General features: G+C 35.4%; 18 protein-coding genes and 2 tRNA genes. 6 read left to right on the top strand and 14 right to left on the bottom strand.

Annotated elements, in window-relative coordinates; all coding sequences use genetic code 11:
- Window positions 1-54 precede the first annotated feature (54 nt).
- Window positions 55-759 carry a MotA/TolQ/ExbB proton channel family protein gene (locus EL260_RS01055; protein ID WP_123858450.1) on the bottom strand — a complete coding sequence of 235 codons (705 nt, stop codon included), beginning with the start codon at window positions 757-759 and terminating at the stop codon, window positions 55-57.
- Between the two features lie 173 nt (window positions 760-932).
- On the bottom strand, window positions 933-1,394 hold the full coding sequence (locus tag EL260_RS01050; protein WP_123858449.1) for a hypothetical protein: 462 nt from the start codon (window positions 1,392-1,394) through the stop codon (window positions 933-935).
- A 169-nt stretch (window positions 1,395-1,563) separates the two neighbouring features.
- Here EL260_RS01050 and EL260_RS01045 point away from each other — a divergent pair, with 169 nt between their 5' ends.
- Together EL260_RS01045 and EL260_RS01040 are read left to right on the top strand one after the other, a co-directional pair.
- Complete coding sequence (locus EL260_RS01045) at window positions 1,564-3,360, top strand: DUF885 domain-containing protein (protein ID WP_123858448.1); 1,797 nt, start codon at window positions 1,564-1,566, stop codon at window positions 3,358-3,360.
- A gap of 57 nt (window positions 3,361-3,417) precedes the next feature.
- On the top strand, window positions 3,418-3,861 hold the full coding sequence (locus tag EL260_RS01040) for a DUF1572 family protein (protein WP_185145890.1): 444 nt from the start codon (window positions 3,418-3,420) through the stop codon (window positions 3,859-3,861).
- Window positions 3,862-3,930: 69 nt separating this feature from the next.
- Here EL260_RS01040 and EL260_RS01035 read toward each other — a convergent pair whose 3' ends face one another.
- On the bottom strand, window positions 3,931-4,551 hold the full coding sequence (locus EL260_RS01035; RefSeq protein ID WP_123858447.1) for an endonuclease III domain-containing protein: 621 nt from the start codon (window positions 4,549-4,551) through the stop codon (window positions 3,931-3,933).
- A gap of 33 nt (window positions 4,552-4,584) precedes the next feature.
- Here EL260_RS01035 and bcp point away from each other — a divergent pair, with 33 nt between their 5' ends.
- The gene (bcp, locus tag EL260_RS01030) at window positions 4,585-5,034 is read left to right on the top strand and encodes a thioredoxin-dependent thiol peroxidase (RefSeq protein ID WP_123858446.1); all 450 of its coding nucleotides are present in this window, start codon (window positions 4,585-4,587) and stop codon (window positions 5,032-5,034) included.
- A gap of 71 nt (window positions 5,035-5,105) precedes the next feature.
- On the opposite strand, the gene EL260_RS01025 is transcribed toward bcp, so the two are convergent.
- From EL260_RS01025 to EL260_RS01005, 5 genes are read right to left on the bottom strand one after another with little or no spacing between them, the layout of a single operon-like run.
- Window positions 5,106-5,639 carry a GNAT family N-acetyltransferase gene (locus EL260_RS01025; RefSeq protein WP_123858445.1) on the bottom strand — a complete coding sequence of 178 codons (534 nt, stop codon included), beginning with the start codon at window positions 5,637-5,639 and terminating at the stop codon, window positions 5,106-5,108.
- On the bottom strand, window positions 5,608-6,273 hold the full coding sequence (locus EL260_RS01020; RefSeq protein ID WP_123858444.1) for a hypothetical protein: 666 nt from the start codon (window positions 6,271-6,273) through the stop codon (window positions 5,608-5,610). Before EL260_RS01020 ends, EL260_RS01025 begins: the two co-directional genes overlap by 32 nt.
- A 31-nt stretch (window positions 6,274-6,304) precedes the next feature.
- A complete protein-coding gene (locus tag EL260_RS01015; RefSeq protein ID WP_228445257.1) occupies window positions 6,305-7,387 on the bottom strand; it encodes a mannose-1-phosphate guanylyltransferase in 1,083 nt (360 codons plus the stop codon).
- Between the two features lie 2 nt (window positions 7,388-7,389).
- Window positions 7,390-7,980, bottom strand: coding sequence for a SprT-like domain-containing protein (locus tag EL260_RS01010; RefSeq protein ID WP_123858443.1), 591 nt, complete (start codon window positions 7,978-7,980; stop codon window positions 7,390-7,392).
- Window position 7,981: 1 nt separating this feature from the next.
- Window positions 7,982-9,304, bottom strand: coding sequence for a TolC family protein (locus EL260_RS01005; protein WP_123858442.1), 1,323 nt, complete (start codon window positions 9,302-9,304; stop codon window positions 7,982-7,984).
- Between the two features lie 183 nt (window positions 9,305-9,487).
- On the opposite strand from EL260_RS01005, the gene EL260_RS01000 reads away from it, so the two are divergent.
- From EL260_RS01000 to EL260_RS00990, 3 genes are all read left to right on the top strand, one after another.
- A complete protein-coding gene (locus tag EL260_RS01000) occupies window positions 9,488-10,732 on the top strand; it encodes a bifunctional folylpolyglutamate synthase/dihydrofolate synthase (RefSeq protein WP_123858441.1) in 1,245 nt (414 codons plus the stop codon).
- 49 nt (window positions 10,733-10,781) lie between these two features.
- Window positions 10,782-10,856: transfer RNA gene (locus tag EL260_RS00995), tRNA-Val, on the top strand.
- 33 nt (window positions 10,857-10,889) lie between these two features.
- Window positions 10,890-10,964 (top strand) — tRNA-Val (locus EL260_RS00990).
- Window positions 10,965-11,091: 127 nt separating this feature from the next.
- Here the strand turns inward: EL260_RS00990 and EL260_RS00985 are convergent.
- The 6 genes from EL260_RS00985 to EL260_RS25865 all read right to left on the bottom strand — a co-directional run bounded on the left by EL260_RS00985 (window position 11,092) and on the right by EL260_RS25865 (window position 15,575).
- Window positions 11,092-11,733 carry a 4'-phosphopantetheinyl transferase family protein gene (locus EL260_RS00985; RefSeq protein WP_123858440.1) on the bottom strand — a complete coding sequence of 214 codons (642 nt, stop codon included), beginning with the start codon at window positions 11,731-11,733 and terminating at the stop codon, window positions 11,092-11,094.
- 113 nt (window positions 11,734-11,846) lie between these two features.
- On the bottom strand, window positions 11,847-12,746 hold the full coding sequence (locus EL260_RS00980; RefSeq protein WP_123858439.1) for a glycosyltransferase family 2 protein: 900 nt from the start codon (window positions 12,744-12,746) through the stop codon (window positions 11,847-11,849).
- A gap of 4 nt (window positions 12,747-12,750) precedes the next feature.
- Complete coding sequence (locus tag EL260_RS00975) at window positions 12,751-13,716, bottom strand: glycosyltransferase family 9 protein (RefSeq protein WP_228445255.1); 966 nt, start codon at window positions 13,714-13,716, stop codon at window positions 12,751-12,753.
- 2 nt (window positions 13,717-13,718) lie between these two features.
- Window positions 13,719-14,138 (bottom strand): SufE family protein, encoded by a 420-nt coding sequence (locus tag EL260_RS00970; protein WP_123858438.1) that lies wholly within the window; start codon window positions 14,136-14,138, stop codon window positions 13,719-13,721.
- 100 nt (window positions 14,139-14,238) lie between these two features.
- A complete protein-coding gene (locus EL260_RS00965; RefSeq protein WP_123858437.1) occupies window positions 14,239-15,351 on the bottom strand; it encodes a glycosyltransferase family 4 protein in 1,113 nt (370 codons plus the stop codon).
- A complete protein-coding gene (locus EL260_RS25865; protein ID WP_123858436.1) occupies window positions 15,351-15,575 on the bottom strand; it encodes a uroporphyrinogen decarboxylase in 225 nt (74 codons plus the stop codon). The genes EL260_RS00965 and EL260_RS25865 overlap by 1 nt, the downstream gene beginning before the upstream one ends.
- Between the last annotated feature and the right edge of the window lie 66 nt (window positions 15,576-15,641).

The raw sequence follows: 15,641 nt of genomic DNA, 5'->3' as shown, positions 1-15,641 counted from the left end.
CAAATGATAACTCTTTATAAAGAACTTTTTCTGAAAACGATTTCATAACAAGACTTATAAAGGTTTGTTGATAAGATCTAAAAATTCTCCAGACATATTCTGAGCTTTCAGTACAAACTTGTCAATTTTTGTCAAAAGAATATTATAACAGAAGTTCGCAGGAATTGCCACTGCAAGACCTACCGCCGTTTGTCCTAAAGCTGTATAAATCCCTTCCGAAAGGGTCTTCGGAGAGAAAGATCCGGTTGCATGTGATAGATTAAAGAAGGCAATAATCATCCCGATTACTGTTCCCAAAAGCCCCAACATTGGTGCAATACTCGGCACCACTGCCAAAAGGTTCAGGTTTTTTTCCATATTGGCTACTTCTACCTGAGCCTGAGATTCCATCGCACTTACGATATCAGAAACAGGACGCCCCAGTCTTGAGATCCCTTTTTCCAGAATTCTGCCTTCCGGAGAGTTCTGTGTCTTACAATAATCTGCTGCAGCTTCTATTTTTCCTGCCTTAATAAAGTCTTCAATATTATTCATGAAGTTAGAATCTGTCTTTGAGGTTAGCCTTTTAATAAAGAAAAATCTTTCAAAAAACAGATACAGGGAAAATACGCCCAACAGTAATACGGTCGCCATCACTATTTTAGCGAAGGCCCCTCCGTGGAACATGATTTTCCAGAATGAAAATTCTAAATTGTCTGCGGCAACTGCAGGTGTAGTGATTTGTGCAAATAAAATCTGAGAAAGTTCCGTTAACAGCATTAAATGTGAATTTTATTAAAGTTTCAACGACAAATGTAGTGGAATATTATGAATTGCTCTCTTAAAAATTGCTTAAAAACAACTTAAAGTTTGTTATGATTTACAAACAGCAAATTTCTTTCCAAAAGAAATTTTGAAAAGAAATCTGTATTAAAAAGAATGTTTAGTAGCGCTTAGTCTTCGTCTACTTCAATATCATCCTGTTTGAACTCGCATTTTAGCCTAAACGGAATCGGAGTATCTGATCCGGTATAGAAATCATCAATGGTTCCCTTCCATATCATCTGAAGCTCACCCTCCTCATTTTTTTCAAAAAGAAGTTCATTATCATAGATATAGGCATCTTCATCATCGAAGAGATCTACCTCTGTATAGGTTTCCTCATCAGAGTCATTGATTTTGATTGTTTTTCCTTCTATTTCCGCAGAGTCGATAGGGAAATCGAAGATCTCGAGTGAAAGCTGCGGAAAGTTGTACTGTAATGAATCATCGTCTACGTGATCCAGACTGTCATCCGTAATAATTTCAACCTCTAAAAAATGTTGCTGGTTGCTGTAAACTGCTTTACAATAAGTATTTCTGATATTGTATTTTAGCGTTTCGTCCGGATGGTAAATTTTTAAAATCCCTTTCATTTTTTCTTAAAAAAGAGCTGTAATAATATGATTGTTAAACGTTTTAGACAAAGATAAAAAATTGATTTAATGTGAAAAGGATTTTGAATATTATTTTTTTAAAATCAATTCATAGAATGGTATGAATATCCCAATAATACTTACTTTTGTTGTTATAAAGATTCTGAAAATGAAAAACATTTTATCAAAAAGTATTCTGGGACTGGGGCTCTTGATTGGCCTTGCCTCGTGCAAAAAGACTGATTCTCCCCTAACAAAGGTGACGCCTACCAATCTGGATTCTATTGCATCCAATTATTATGAACAGTATCTTAAACTATATCCTTTAGATGCAACTTCTCAGGGAGATCTAAGATATAATGACCAACTTCCCATCAATATTGATAAAGATTTCATCTCCGGAGAAATTGCTTTTTACAATTCAGTACAGAAACAGCTGGAAAATGTAGATTATAAGGCGCTTTCTGATGAAGATAAAGTGGTATACGATGTATTGGATTATACTTTAAAAGATAAAATTGAAGCCTATGCCTATCATCCGGAATATATCCCGTTCACTCAGTTTGGAGGTCTTCCTTTGAACTTTCCTTTGTACGGAAGCGGACAGGGAAGCCAGCCTTTCAAAACTGAAAAAGATTACAGCGATTGGCTCAAAAGAATGGAAAAATTCCCGGAATGGATGGATGCGGCTGCAGATAACTTCCGTGAAGGGATTAATAATAAAATAGTGCTTCCTAAAAAACTGATTGTGAAAATGATTCCTCAAATGAAAGCCGAGGAAATCACGACTCAGGATATGGAGAAAAATATTTTCTACGGCCCCATTAAAAACTTTCCGAAGAATTTCACTCAGGCACAAAAAGATAAATTATCATCACTTTATAAGGATGCCATTACTAAAAAAATTATTCCAGCATATACTAAAATGGGAACATTTCTTGAAAAAGAATATTTACCCAAAGGCAGAGATACAGATGGTTATAACAGTCTTCCTAACGGAAATGAAATCTATGCTTATTATGTAAAAAGCTGGACGACAACAAAGAAATCTCCGGATGAAATCAACAAGATTGGACTACAACAGGTTGCAATGCTTCGCGCAGAAATGGAAAAAGTGAAGCAGCAAGTTGGTTTTAAAGGAACTCTGGAGGAGTTTATCACTTTTGTGAAAACAGATCCAAAAGCAATGCCTTATAAGACCACTAAGGATGTTTTAAATGGGTTCAACAGTATTCTGACAAAGATTACTCCGAAGCTAAAGACGATGTTCAACGTTACTCCTAAAACAAAGTTTGAGATCAGACAAACGGAAAAATTCAGAGAAGCCAGTGCAAGTGCAGAATATATTCCCGGAACTCCTGATGGAAAAAGAGCTGGAATTTTCTATGTTCCACTTCCTGATCCTACCAAGTTCAATGTCACTTCAGGGATGGAATCTTTATTCTTACATGAAGCGATTCCGGGTCACCACTATCAGGTTTCTCTGCAACAGGAAAATACAAAACTGCCAAAGTTCATGAGGTTTGGATGGTTTGGAGCGTATGGAGAAGGATGGGCACACTATTGTGAGACTTTAGGTCCTGAATTTGGTTTGTATACTGATCCTTACCAGAAAATGGGTTATTTAAGTGACCAGATGCTTAGAGCGGTAAGATTAGTAGTAGATACTGGCTTACACACTGGAAAAATGAGCAGAGAAGAAGCTATAAAATATTTCCTGAGCAATATCTCTTATGATGAAGGAGCGGCAATAGCCGAAGTGGAAAGATATATGGCCATGCCGGGACAGGCTTTAGGATATAAAATCGGGTCTTTAAGAATCCGTGAGCTGAGAGAAAAATATCAGAAAGAGCTTGGTAATAAGTTTAACCTGGCAAGCTTCCATGATGAAGTTTTAAGTCAGGGATGTCTTCCATTGGACGTTCTGAACAGAAAGATGGAACTTTGGGCTAAAAAACAAAAATAATATAACAAATGGGGCATTTCTTAACTCTCCCATTTTTTAATTTTAAAACTAACCTCAATGATCACAGCACCATTACGTTCTCTTTATCAAAGAGATCTAAACAAATTAAAAACAGAAATCGAGGCTTATCAAAACGAAGAAAACCTTTGGAAAATTGATAAAAACATTTCCAATTCTGCAGGAAACCTATGTCTGCATCTTATAGGAAATCTCAATCATTTCATTGGCTCACAGCTGGGAAATACAGGATATGTAAGGCATCGTGAACTTGAGTTCTCACTAAAGGATATTCCAAGAATTGAACTTATTGAAAAAATTGGAGCTACAGCAATCATGATAGATTCGGTTTTAAGCCAAATTCCTGAAACAGAAATGGAAAAAGAATATCCACTTGTTGTTTTTGAAGATAGGATGACAACCGGTTATTTTCTGATTCATCTTCTTTCTCATTTGGATTATCATTTAGGGCAGATTAATTACCATAGAAGATTATTGGATTAGCCGGCTTTTTACGAAGCAAAATCTTCCCCTTCTTTGAAGGGGAATTTTGCTTTGTATAGAATTAAGGTTTTATTTCTCAAACATCATTTTGGTAATAAAGTCTTTCTCTCCCTTTCCTCTTGCCGGAGAATATTCTCTTCCATAGAAAATGATCTGAAGATGAAGTTTGTTCCATACTTCTTCGGGGAATAATTTCTTAGCATCTTTTTCTGTTTCTACTACATTTTTCCCGGAAGTAAGTTTCCATTGTGTCATCAGGCGGTGAATATGAGTGTCTACCGGAAAAGCTGGGAATCCAAATCCCTGACTCATCACTACAGAAGCCGTCTTATGTCCAACCCCCGGAAGCGCCTCTAATTCTTCGTATGTTTGCGGAACAATACCATTATGCCTCTCCAGTAAAAGTTCGGCCATTCTCTTTAAGTTCTTGGCTTTGGTATTGGATAATCCTATTTCTTTAATTAATTCCTTGATCTGAAACTCTTCCAGTTTTGCCATTCTCTGTGGCGTTCCTGCAACCTCGAAAAGGTTTGGAGTAACTTCATTTACTTTTTTATCTGTCGTCTGTGCAGAAAGGGCAACGGCAACCATTAAAGTATAAGGATCGGTGTGATCCAAAGGAATAGGAGTAGTAGGATACAATTTATCCAGTTCAATCTGAACGAGCTCAGCTCTTTGCTTTTTTGTCATTTTACCCTTAAATTTGAACAAAATTAAATCATTATGTTGAAAGTTGGAGATAAATTACCTCAATTTGAAGGAACAAATCAGGATGGAGAACCGATATCTTCATCAAACTTAATCGGAAAAAAATTAGTTGTTTTCTTTTATCCACAGGCTAGTACTCCGACATGTACTGTTGAAGCTTGCAATCTGAGTGACAATTATTCAAAGCTTGAAAAAGCCGGATATCAGCTATTGGGAGTAAGTGGAGACACTGTAAAAAAACAGAAAAATTTCCATAGCAAATTTGCTTTTCCTTATGATCTTATTGCAGATGAAAACCGTGATATTATTGAAAAATTTGGGGTTTGGCAGGAGAAAAAGACGTTTGGAAAAACGTATATGGGAATTGTAAGAACCACATTTATTTTTGATGAAAATGGCGTTTGTACAAGAGTTATTGAGAAAGTAACTTCAAAAACAGCCGCTGAACAGATCTTAGAGGCATAATTTCCAGTACTGATAAAAAGAAAAAAATCCACAAGAGTCTAGTCTTTGTGGATTTTTTTGTATTGTAATGATTATTCTGTTTCGTAATAATTCAGTTCTTCTGTTTCACCGGGAAGGGTAACATTTTTCTTAAACTTCAACCCTAATTTTTCGATCAGTTTTTGCGAAGAAAGGTTATCTTTTGATATAATTGCAGATATTTTTGGCAATCCAAATTCTTCCATACCGATCGATTTCACTTTCTGAGCTGCTTCATAAGCATAGCCTTTTCCTTCAAACTCTTCCAATAAAGAATAGCCGATATCTACAATGTCAAGCCCTTCTCTTTCAAAGATCCCCACGGCTCCTATTTTTTCGTTAGTATCCTTGGTTATTAAAAGGTAGTTCCCGAATCCCAGTCTTTCGATCTGTGGGGCAAATCTGTTGAGGATATAGTTTTCAGCATCTTCAATTGTATTTACATTTCGGTTACCGATATATTGAACAAATTTAGGTCGATTATAAAGTTCAAAAATAAAATCTCTGTCTTCACCAGACATAGGACGAAGTATCAGTCGTTCAGTTTGATAGGTATTATCTGCGTTTGGGTGTTTTTTGAGGCTCATTTTTCTTTGGTTCTTCTTTTTTTTCGACTTTTAGAAGTCTTGGGTTATTAGCACATTTTTTATTGTAAAGCTCAATATAGGTCCCATTATCTTTTACATTCGTTACAAGCCCGGTCGTTTTATTAACCGTCAATGTATAATGAGTTTTCTGATAAGGGCATTCCTTTGAAGTTAGTTTTCCAAGGTCCAGGTAGTAGTTTTTTTGATCTTCATGATAGTTACCTGCAAGATCTTTGAATTCCTCATCCACCATATACCCATCGGAAGCCAATATAATAGCAGCTTCCTGAGCATTATCAATTTTTCCTACAAAATTCTTTAAAGTTTCTGTATCAAGAATGTAATTAATTTTCCCTCCTGAAGAATAGGCTATATAATAAAAACTGTCTTCATTAGGAAACAGATTAAATCCAGAAAACTGAGGTGTATAGCCTAACTTCCCTCCGGAAATTTTAATCTCCTCTCCTTTTCCATAGCTGTTGTATACCAAAACCCAGGAATCCACCTTAGCATCAGGTTCAATTCTCTGTAATATATTGGAAATACCAGAAAACTTTTTCTTTTCCTGAGCATATCCCAGTATACTAAAAAGTAAAAGGGCTAAAGTTGCAAATCGGAGTGTATATTTAATCATAGCCTAAAAATAAGCATAAAGAAACCAAATATTACATAAATTTATCTCCTTTCTTGAAATTTTTCAGATCCAGAACATAATCCTTGATTAATTGGTCATTATCTCTGGGGCAAATAAGAAGAGCTTTGTCAGTATCTACTATAATATAGTTTTCAAGACCGTCAATAATAACTGCTTTGTTGTTATTTTTTAAACGGATAATGTTTCCTTTTGAATTATAAGTAAGTAAATGCTTTATTTTCACTGCATTTTCGTTCTTATCTTTTTCTGTATTTTCATAGATAGAAGTCCATGTCCCAAGATCACTCCAGCCCAGATCAGATGGAATAACATATACATTTTTGGCTTTCTCTAAGATTCCATTATCAATGGAAATTTTCTGAACCTTAGGATAAATGATTTCTATACAATTATTTTCTTTCTCAGAATTGTATTCGCAAGCCATAAAATGTTGTGTCATCTCAGGAAGATAACTATCGAAGGCATGTTGAATACTTTTGATATTCCATATAAAGATTCCTGCATTCCAAAGGAAATCACCGCTTTCCAAAAAGTTTTGGGCAATTTCAAGAATCGGTTTTTCAGTAAATGTCTTTACTTTGAAATATTCTGAATTTTTCTTTTCTACAAACTGGATATATCCATAGCCTGTATCAGGTCTTGTTGGGGTAATTCCCAATGTTACCAGGTAGTCATTTTTAGAAGCTAAGTCAAATGCCAGCGTTACTTTTTCCAGAAATACATCTTCCTTCAGGATCAGATGGTCTGCCGGAAGAACAATCATAGTAGCATTCGGATTGATCTCACCAATTTTATTAGCCATGTACAGATTACAGGCTGCTGTATTTTTCATCAGAGGCTCTCCCACAATATTTTCCTCAGGAATTTCCGGAAGTTGCTGATGGGAAAGTGCAATATATTCTTTGTTTGTAATAACGAATATATGTTCTTTTGGAATTACCTTGCTGATTCGATCATAAGTCTGCTGAATCATGGTACGTCCTGTTCCTAAAATATCCTGGAATTGTTTGGGAAATTTCTGCGTGCTCATTGGCCAGAATCTGCTCCCGATCCCTCCAGCCATTATTACGCAGTATCTATCTGATTTTAACATTCTTAGCTACATTTTTCTACCCTTGCTAAAGGTTTGAAAGAATACTTCCTTCCCGTAGCCAGGTTCTTACAAAGATAGTTTTTTTTAATCAGACCTTCTAATAAATACTTTTCGTTGCGATATATAAAAAATTCTCCTTTTTGAAGCTGTTCGATAAAATGGAGGCTATCATCTTGTTTTTCAGTGTGAAAATATCTTACAAGATCAGGGCTCGCCATAAAATTAGCCTTTGGTGATTTTGAAAATTTCACAATGATAGGTTTCAGTTCTTCATCGTAAATTTCAAGGCTTTCCAACAGCATATTTCTAAAGGTTTCTTTCCATTCATTACCATGGGGAGAAATTCTTCTTCCGTATTTTTCAAAAGCAATCAGGTGTGCCAGTTCATGAGTAAGCACAAAGAAAAAAAGTTGTGGAGTAAGCGTAGAGTTTACTGTAATTTCATGAGAATTATCCGGAAGCTTTCTATAATCTCCCAGTTTAGAATTTCTGTTTCTTGTGACTTTTATATGAATATAATAATCTGAAAACCAAATTCTTAAATACTTAAGCGTGTTTTGTGGTAAATATTTTTCTAACGATTGGATAGACATTCTACAAACTTAGTGGAATTCCTGCATAGAAATTCAATAATTTAAGACTGAAAAGATAATTATATTTCGCCTGCGCTACTGATCCCTGTGCATTTGCATAATTATTTCTTGCAACATTAACGTCGTAAATGGTTGTTTTTCCTGCAGCATAACTTTTATCTGCAAAATCAAGTGCCAGCTTAGAGCTTTTTTCAGCTTCTAATGCAGCTAAATATGATTCATAGTTAGCGTCAGCATCAAACTGAGCCTTCTGTATATTTTGTCTTACCGTTTGTTTTTGTTGTTCAAGGGTAATTTTGCTAACACTTTCATTTAATTTGGACTGCTCAACCTGTAATTTTGTTTTCCCTTTATTGAAGATTGGAATATTAAGGGATACTCCTACATTTTGTCCAAATTGATCTTTATATTGCTGAAAAAAGGTTTCCTGTACAATACCTGGAGGAACATTAAATGATCTGTTGTAGAAAGTATTAAGACCAGCACTTGCTGTTAATGTAGGCCAGAATGCTGTTTTACTTACCTCAGTTTGTGCCTCGGCAGATCTTATCCTGCTTTCGGCCGCTTTTATCTGAGGCTGTATTTCATAGGCTTTCGTAAGAACCTCATCAACAGTCACTAATTGTGAATCTAATGCTTCAGGGATATCTACATTTTCTACATCAAAATCTTTATAATCTGAAAGCTGTAAAAGCTGGGCGATTGCAAATAAGGCCCTTCCCACATTAACCTCTGCCGTTTTAAGATTTTGCTTTTCTCTGGCTAGTGCTGCTTCGGCTTCTGCTAAAACAGTTTGGGCTGTAGTTCCCACCTGAGTTGTTATCTTTGCTCTATCGTACTGTTTTTTAGCATTTTCTACAGCACTTTGAGAGATCTTAACAATTTCTTTGTTCAGCAAAGCTGTTAAATATTGTTGTGCAATTTGTACAGAGATATCATTTTTGATCGCTTCTATATCATATTGGCTTGCTTCTACATCAAACTGAAGTTTTCTTACATTCTTCTCTAATCTCCCATTATTGTAAACCAAAACATCAGCACTCACCCCAACACTGTTATTGAATCTATCATTTCTATAACTTCCTGCTCCTAATGACCCTTGCCCGAAGCTCACTCCATTCATCATACTTCCCGATACGGAAGGTAAATAATCTTTTCTGGCTGCTTTAAGGTTATATTCTTGATTTTGCTTGGTATATTGATTTTGGATAACCTGAAGATTATGCTCCACTGCATAGCTTACACATTCTTTTAAGGACCATTTCTTCTGAGCACTTAAACCCAGATAGCCTAATCCAAAAACGATAATCCAAACTTTTTTCATATATAAATGTTTATTTGTTTTTAATGGTCATATGAAATCTACGTCATCTTCATCAGTATTTGTATCTGCAAATCATGACGATTTCATATTAAGATTTTTCCCTATTAGACGAAGTAAATATAAAAAAGTTACAGATTGAAAAAAATAGTTTCATTTTAATAAAACTTTTGAGAATTTTGTATCATGACAAACGAACAATATCAGGAAGCTATCGAATGGCTTTTCGTACAAATGCCCAACTACCAGATAGATGGGCAGCAGGCTTATAAACCAGGTCTTGACAATATCACCAAGCTTTGTAATTACTTTGGAAATCCTCAGGAAAAAATACAATGCATCCATATTGGTGGTACCAACGGAAAGGGATCTTCCAGCAATATGCTGGCATCCATACTCCAGGAAGCCGGCTACAAAGTAGGGTTATATAATTCTCCCCATCTTATTGATTTTACAGAGCGAATTAAGGTGAATGGTAAAAACTGTAATAAAGAGTTTGTCTTCAATTTTATCCAGAAGCTTAAAAATATTCCGGAAGATATTCGACCTTCATTTTTCGAATTTACCACCATCATGGCTTTTGAATATTTCTATCAGCAGCAGGTAGATTTTGCGATTATTGAAGTAGGGTTAGGCGGAAGACTGGATTCTACCAATATTATAAATCCTTTAGTTTCTGCTATTACGAATGTTCAGCTTGATCATCAGAATATATTAGGAGATACTATCGAAGAAATTGCCAGCGAGAAAGCGGGAATCATCAAAAAGAACACCCCCATCATTTCAGGCGATGAAAATGAAACCGTAAAAACAATCATCAGAGAAAAAGCTACAAAAGAAAACGCGCCTTTCATAGACGCTACCCTTCTTCATACTGACCTGTCTTCCGATTTGAAAGGAAACTATCAGCGAAAAAACATTCGGGTGGTTCTGGCCCTTGTTGAAGAATTAAGAAAGCTAGAGGTAAGGATTACCTCTCAAGATATAGAAAACGGCTTATTGAATGTGCATCAGAATACAGGGTTCATTGGTCGTTGGTTTGAATTCTCAAAAGATCCGCTTACTATTTGTGATACGGGACACAATCAGGCAGGTTTAGAATATGTTTTTTCACAATTAAATTCTATTGACAGGCACAAGCATGTTATTTTGGGGTTTGTAAATGATAAAAAAATAGATGAAGTGATGAATTTGCTTCCTGAAAATTCTGAGTTTTATTTTGCCAAACCATCCATCAACAGGGGAAGACATCCCAAAGATTATGAAAATTTACTTCTGGAGGCAAAAATTTTTTATAAAATTTTTAATTCTGTGCAGGAAGCATATCTATCTGCAAAAGAACGGTGTACAAATGAAGAAATGATTTTTATTGGTGGAAGCAACTTTGTTGTGGGAGATTTTTTAGAAAAAAATTTGGAGTGTAAAGAATAAGTTGTATATTTGCACCACTCTAAACGAGGAAACAATAACAAAGTCTAGAGGGTTCTTAGCTCAGTTGGTTCAGAGCATCTGGTTTACACCCAGAGGGTCGGGGGTTCGAATCCCTCAGGACCCACAGAAAAGGAAACGAAACCTTTCAAAAAAATTCGGGCTCTTAGCTCAGTTGGTTCAGAGCATCTGGTTTACACCCAGAGGGTCGGGGGTTCGAATCCCTCAGGGCCCACAAAAAATCTCTCAGATTTCTGAGAGATTTTTTCATTTTATACATGAGATCAGACTTACTATCATAGACAGACTTTGACTGATTCTACCAACCACGAGAACTCTACATAACAATCAAGACCTTTATATCAATACAGGGAGCCAGGATCTTTGTAAAAACATTTTACCTCTTTCTCAAGACTAACGGAAGCAGCCATATAAATGGTATAATTGTGATCAATTTCCACTTCGTACAAAGTATATCTTTTATTATCCAATACTACAGATAAATTCAAAGTATCTATTGTGTTGAAGGGTATAAGTATTCCTCTCCCATCTGCTTTTGCAACAGCTTCTTTACGAGTCCAAAAAGTTTGAAAATTACCCTGTTCACTAATCTCTTTTTGCTCGTCCTTAGTAAAGACATTATTAAAATCCTCCAATACTATTGGTTTATTTTCTTCAATATCAATTCCTAAGTTTTGTTTTTCATCCGTACTAATTACACAAACAATATATTCGCCTGAATGAGAAATGTTAAACCCAAAATCACTATCCTTAAAATGAGGTTTTCCGTATTTAGTTTCTTGTATTAACTCAAGAGAGTAATCATATCCTAATTGAGAGATTGCTTCTTTTAGTAATAGTTTCCCATATAAGCAGGCATGAGCATCCTCCCAACGTCTATACTTCTGTATTTTTTGCTGCATCTCTATAGGTAGCGAAAAAACAGCTTCATCAAAAATATGATCAGGCAGTTGCTGGCATCGGGTATAATATATTGCTGTCATAATTTGGGATAATCATCAATTTAAATACTTAGATCACCTCCAAATATTGTTATTTCTTTGAGATGAAATATTGGGAGTGAGCACCATAAATTCATTATAACTGAAAAAAGGATCTATCTCATCTTCCTGAAAAGAAGCCCAAGTTTATACAGATCCAGATAACGGAGGCTTACATTTCCTTTGGAAAGCTTTCTTTTTAAACTCCCCTCTCCCATTTTGAATAAGGCCCCTAAAATAATTTTAAAAGGTGTATTTTTAAGCTTATTATACATGTTAATAAGTTTAACTTCAGATAACTTTGAACTCAGAGTTTCATCTTTAAGCATGCTAGATAAACTTTCTACAGATTCTTCTACCTTACCAAGATAAACGGTATTGCTTTCCAGATCGTCATTAAGAATTGGATTATCAATATGATCAATCTTGATGCTCTCTGCTTTTAAATCCATCGCAAAAAGGAGATCTTCATATCCATACCTCTGAAAATCAGGATTAAAGATTACTTTTTCCAATACATCTTTTCGAAGTATAAAATTATTGGTCTGAAAAGTTAAATAGGGTTTTTCTCTCCGGAATTTTACAGGAAGATTTTCTCTCTCAACAGCAAACTTCCACCGTAAATAATGATCAGAATCTGATGCCACATCTAACACCTTTCGGCCGCCATAAACAACCTGAGTGTCAATATTTTTCCGTATAAATTTTATGTAGTTTTTTAAGAAGTTCTTTTCTACTATTTTCCCATCGCAGTCCAGAAATAAAAGGTATTCTCCTGTGGCATACTGCAGAAAAAGATTTCGAATCCGGGATCGTCCGATATTTTTTTCAAGAAGAACAATCTGATGAGAAATACTTTGAAGTTCCTTATTAATGTGTTTAAACTCCTCTTTCGAAGCGTCATCTATCAAGATAATTTCAGCATCAATTTTCTGGCTATCAATCTCTTCTTTTAAATCAAAAACCAATTCACGGACATCAAAATTATAGACGGGAATACAGATTGAAAGCTTCATGATGTCAGATTTTCTCAACCACTTTTTGAATACTGAACTCTTCTAGACAAGCCCAATCTCCCCTATAGCATTCTTTATCCCCAAAAACAGAACAAGGCCTGCACGAAAGGTCTTTTACCTGCACCACATCATCTTCACTCTGCCCGAATCCTAAAAATCCGGCATAAGGATGCGTTGCACACCATATAGATACACATCGGGTTCCCATAAGGCTAGCCAAATGCATATTCGCAGAATCCATAGAAATCATTACTTCCAGCTCAGAGATCTTCTGAAGCTCTTCGGTAAGACTTAATTTCCCGGAAAGACTTTTAGTATTGGGGATCTGATTTTCCCAGGACTCAAGGGTTTCTGTTTCTTTTTTTCCTCCTCCAAAGAAATATACCGTCTGTTTCTGAGCCAAAATCCTGGCCAGTTCAAACGATTTTTCCAACGGAAGCATTTTCCCTTTATGCTGAGCAAAAGGAGCAAAACCAATTCCAGATTTATGCTCTGAAACAGGTCTAAGTTTTTGGGAAAGCTGTACTTTAAAACCCATTTCCCGAAAAACATCCGCATATCGCTCAACTGTTTTTTTCAATTGAACTTTATCCAGATTCCAGACATCAGTAAGATGTTCTTTTTCTTCTTTTCCTTTATTTATTTTGAAAACCTTTAATCCCTTTCTTCTGTAAATTCTATCCAGAATTTTGGTTCTGATCACATCATGAAGATTGGCAATATAATCCGGGTTGAATTCTTTAATCAATTCATCTCCTAATCTTCTCAGCCCAAAGAAACCTTTATAATCATCTACATTAATTCCTTTAAATATAACATTAGGAATACCCGTAAATAAAGCTTCAAAATTCTTTCTGGAAACCATGACAATCTCCACACCGGGATTTTGCTCCAAAAATTCCCTAAAAACAGGAACTGTCATGGCAACATCTCCAAATGCAGAAAAACGATATGCTAAAATTCTGGTCACAATTATGATTTCAACTGATAAGCTACTGCGTAAAATTTGATCTGTTTAGTCATGGCCATTAAACCATTAGCTCTGGATGGCGAAAGAAATTCCTGTAATCCAATCTCTGAAATAAACTCAAAGTCAGAATCTAAAATTTCCTGAGTAGAATGTCCACTGTAAATACTCACCAAAAGAGAAACAATACCTTTTGGTAAAATTCCGTCTGAATCTGCGTTAAAGAAAAGCTTTCCTTCCTTAAATTCAGCATCAATCCAAACTTTACTCTGGCAGCCCTTAATCAGATTTTCTTCTATTTTCTTATCTTCAGAAAGTCCTTTTAGTTCCTTTCCGAGGTCAATGATATATTCATATTTCTGCTCCCAGTCGTCAAGAAACGCAAATTCGTCAATTATTTCCTGCTGTTTTTCTTTAATGGTCATTTTATAACAAATTTCTTTGTGCAAAGATAGTAAATTATGCTTTAGGCCTAAAGCGGTAAGGCATACGTTAATTTTGAGAGAATTATATCATGAGAACCGTCTATTGCTTAAAACCTAATGCATTAGAAGCTTTACGAAAAACCTCCAATAGTTTTATTTCTTCATTTTCCCAGCAAAGGACTTCGGAGGCCTTTTCCAGTTCCTGCTGATAATTCACCCTTCCTTTTGCTAACACTTTCTGTATGGCAGCTGCAATATTTTCCGGATGATGATCTTTGATGAGCTCTCCAACATCAAATTGATCTTTAATATTCTTAAGCTCAGGAAGATTCGATAAAATCAAAGGAACTTTGGCCTGAATGCAATCTAAAACTTTATTAGGTAAAGAATATAGATAACTGTCTCCTCCATTTTCTTCGATGCTCATCCCACAATCTGCAGTTACTGTTACTTTTCTTAGCTCTTCAGGTTTTAATTTCCCAAGAAACTCAACTTTATGCTGAAGTCTTTCACTGATTACAAGCTCTTCATATTCTTTTTTTCTTGGACCATCTCCTGCAATTTTCAATCGTACATGATCTATATGATGCATGGCAAGAATTACTTTATCAATTCCCCTGAAAGGATTAATAGCTCCCTGGTAGAGAAGAATTTTAGGATTATTTTCTGGAATAGCAGCAATGGGTCCTAATTTTTTGGGTGCATTTTGAATCACCACAGGATTTATCCCATACTTTTTCTGAAACCATTTTGCATAACTTCCACTTGCCGTAATCATCAATCTAAGCTCAGGAATGACAGTCTTTTCGACATAACGCCACAATTTTTGTGACATTTTGCCCTGAACAGCAGGCATTTCTGAAAAAATTTCATGGCTGTCAAAAACTAATGGAATATTTAGCTTTTTAGCAATAAGATAATTGGGATACAGCGCGTCAATATCGTTGGCATGAAGAATTGTATTTTGATCTGCCTTTTTTTTAAGTTCATGGTATAATTTCCAGTTAAATTCAAAGTAAGCTGTTTTCAAACTTTTTGAAGCCAAATGGATCCGTGAGAATGGATAAGGACGTTGCATTTCTTCTGCCCCATTCCAATCATTTCCTATCAGCTCAATTTCATACCCGTTTTCATGTAAAGTATAGCATACCTTTTCAATACGCTGATCTGTATACAAATTACTAAAGGCAGATGTAATTACTTTTTTCTTCATTACGCTTTTTTTCCAAGCAGTAGATGATAGATTTGAATAAAACAAATAAGCCCGTTCGGGATAATTACCGGCCATAACGGTCCACTGAAGAAGCCGTAAATGACAAAACAGATACAGCCGATCATGTTAACAACTCTGATTTTTCTTACATCTTTCAGTATGAAACTCAACACGATAAATATAGAGGCTGAGTATCCGATGTAAGTAGTAATTTCGGGATTCATGAGAGATTTTTAAGGATAACAAACTTAATCATTTTCAAGAAGATAATAAAATTTTTTACTGCCATA

Origin of the sequence: Chryseobacterium nakagawai, assembly GCF_900637665.1 — a bacterium.
GTDB classification, from domain to species: domain Bacteria; phylum Bacteroidota; class Bacteroidia; order Flavobacteriales; family Weeksellaceae; genus Chryseobacterium; species Chryseobacterium nakagawai.
The sequence above is the reverse complement of the archived record's forward strand: the minus strand, read 5'-3'. Positions and strand labels throughout refer to the sequence as shown.

What these genes read in the sequence shown, in the direction of transcription:
- EL260_RS01020 (WP_123858444.1), bottom strand. Translation starts at nt 6,273, where the DNA reads ATGATTAAATATACACTCCGATTTGCAACTTTAGCCCTTTTACTTTTT.
- EL260_RS00965 (WP_123858437.1), bottom strand. Translation starts at nt 15,351, where the DNA reads ATGAAGAAAAAAGTAATTACATCTGCCTTTAGTAATTTGTATACAGAT.
- EL260_RS01010 (WP_123858443.1), bottom strand. Translation starts at nt 7,980, where the DNA reads ATGTCTATCCAATCGTTAGAAAAATATTTACCACAAAACACGCTTAAG.
- EL260_RS01015 (WP_228445257.1), bottom strand. Translation starts at nt 7,387, where the DNA reads ATGTTAAAATCAGATAGATACTGCGTAATAATGGCTGGAGGGATCGGG.
- EL260_RS01025 (WP_123858445.1), bottom strand. Translation starts at nt 5,639, where the DNA reads ATGAGCCTCAAAAAACACCCAAACGCAGATAATACCTATCAAACTGAA.
- EL260_RS01000 (WP_123858441.1), top strand. Translation starts at nt 9,488, where the DNA reads ATGACAAACGAACAATATCAGGAAGCTATCGAATGGCTTTTCGTACAA.
- EL260_RS01055 (WP_123858450.1), bottom strand. Translation starts at nt 759, where the DNA reads ATGCTGTTAACGGAACTTTCTCAGATTTTATTTGCACAAATCACTACA.
- EL260_RS01050 (WP_123858449.1), bottom strand. Translation starts at nt 1,394, where the DNA reads ATGAAAGGGATTTTAAAAATTTACCATCCGGACGAAACGCTAAAATAC.
- EL260_RS01035 (WP_123858447.1), bottom strand. Translation starts at nt 4,551, where the DNA reads ATGACAAAAAAGCAAAGAGCTGAGCTCGTTCAGATTGAACTGGATAAA.
- EL260_RS25865 (WP_123858436.1), bottom strand. Translation starts at nt 15,575, where the DNA reads ATGAATCCCGAAATTACTACTTACATCGGATACTCAGCCTCTATATTT.
- EL260_RS00980 (WP_123858439.1), bottom strand. Translation starts at nt 12,746, where the DNA reads ATGAAGCTTTCAATCTGTATTCCCGTCTATAATTTTGATGTCCGTGAA.
- EL260_RS01005 (WP_123858442.1), bottom strand. Translation starts at nt 9,304, where the DNA reads ATGAAAAAAGTTTGGATTATCGTTTTTGGATTAGGCTATCTGGGTTTA.
- EL260_RS00970 (WP_123858438.1), bottom strand. Translation starts at nt 14,138, where the DNA reads ATGACCATTAAAGAAAAACAGCAGGAAATAATTGACGAATTTGCGTTT.
- EL260_RS00985 (WP_123858440.1), bottom strand. Translation starts at nt 11,733, where the DNA reads ATGACAGCAATATATTATACCCGATGCCAGCAACTGCCTGATCATATT.
- EL260_RS01040 (WP_185145890.1), top strand. Translation starts at nt 3,418, where the DNA reads ATGATCACAGCACCATTACGTTCTCTTTATCAAAGAGATCTAAACAAA.
- EL260_RS01045 (WP_123858448.1), top strand. Translation starts at nt 1,564, where the DNA reads ATGAAAAACATTTTATCAAAAAGTATTCTGGGACTGGGGCTCTTGATT.
- bcp (WP_123858446.1), top strand. Translation starts at nt 4,585, where the DNA reads ATGTTGAAAGTTGGAGATAAATTACCTCAATTTGAAGGAACAAATCAG.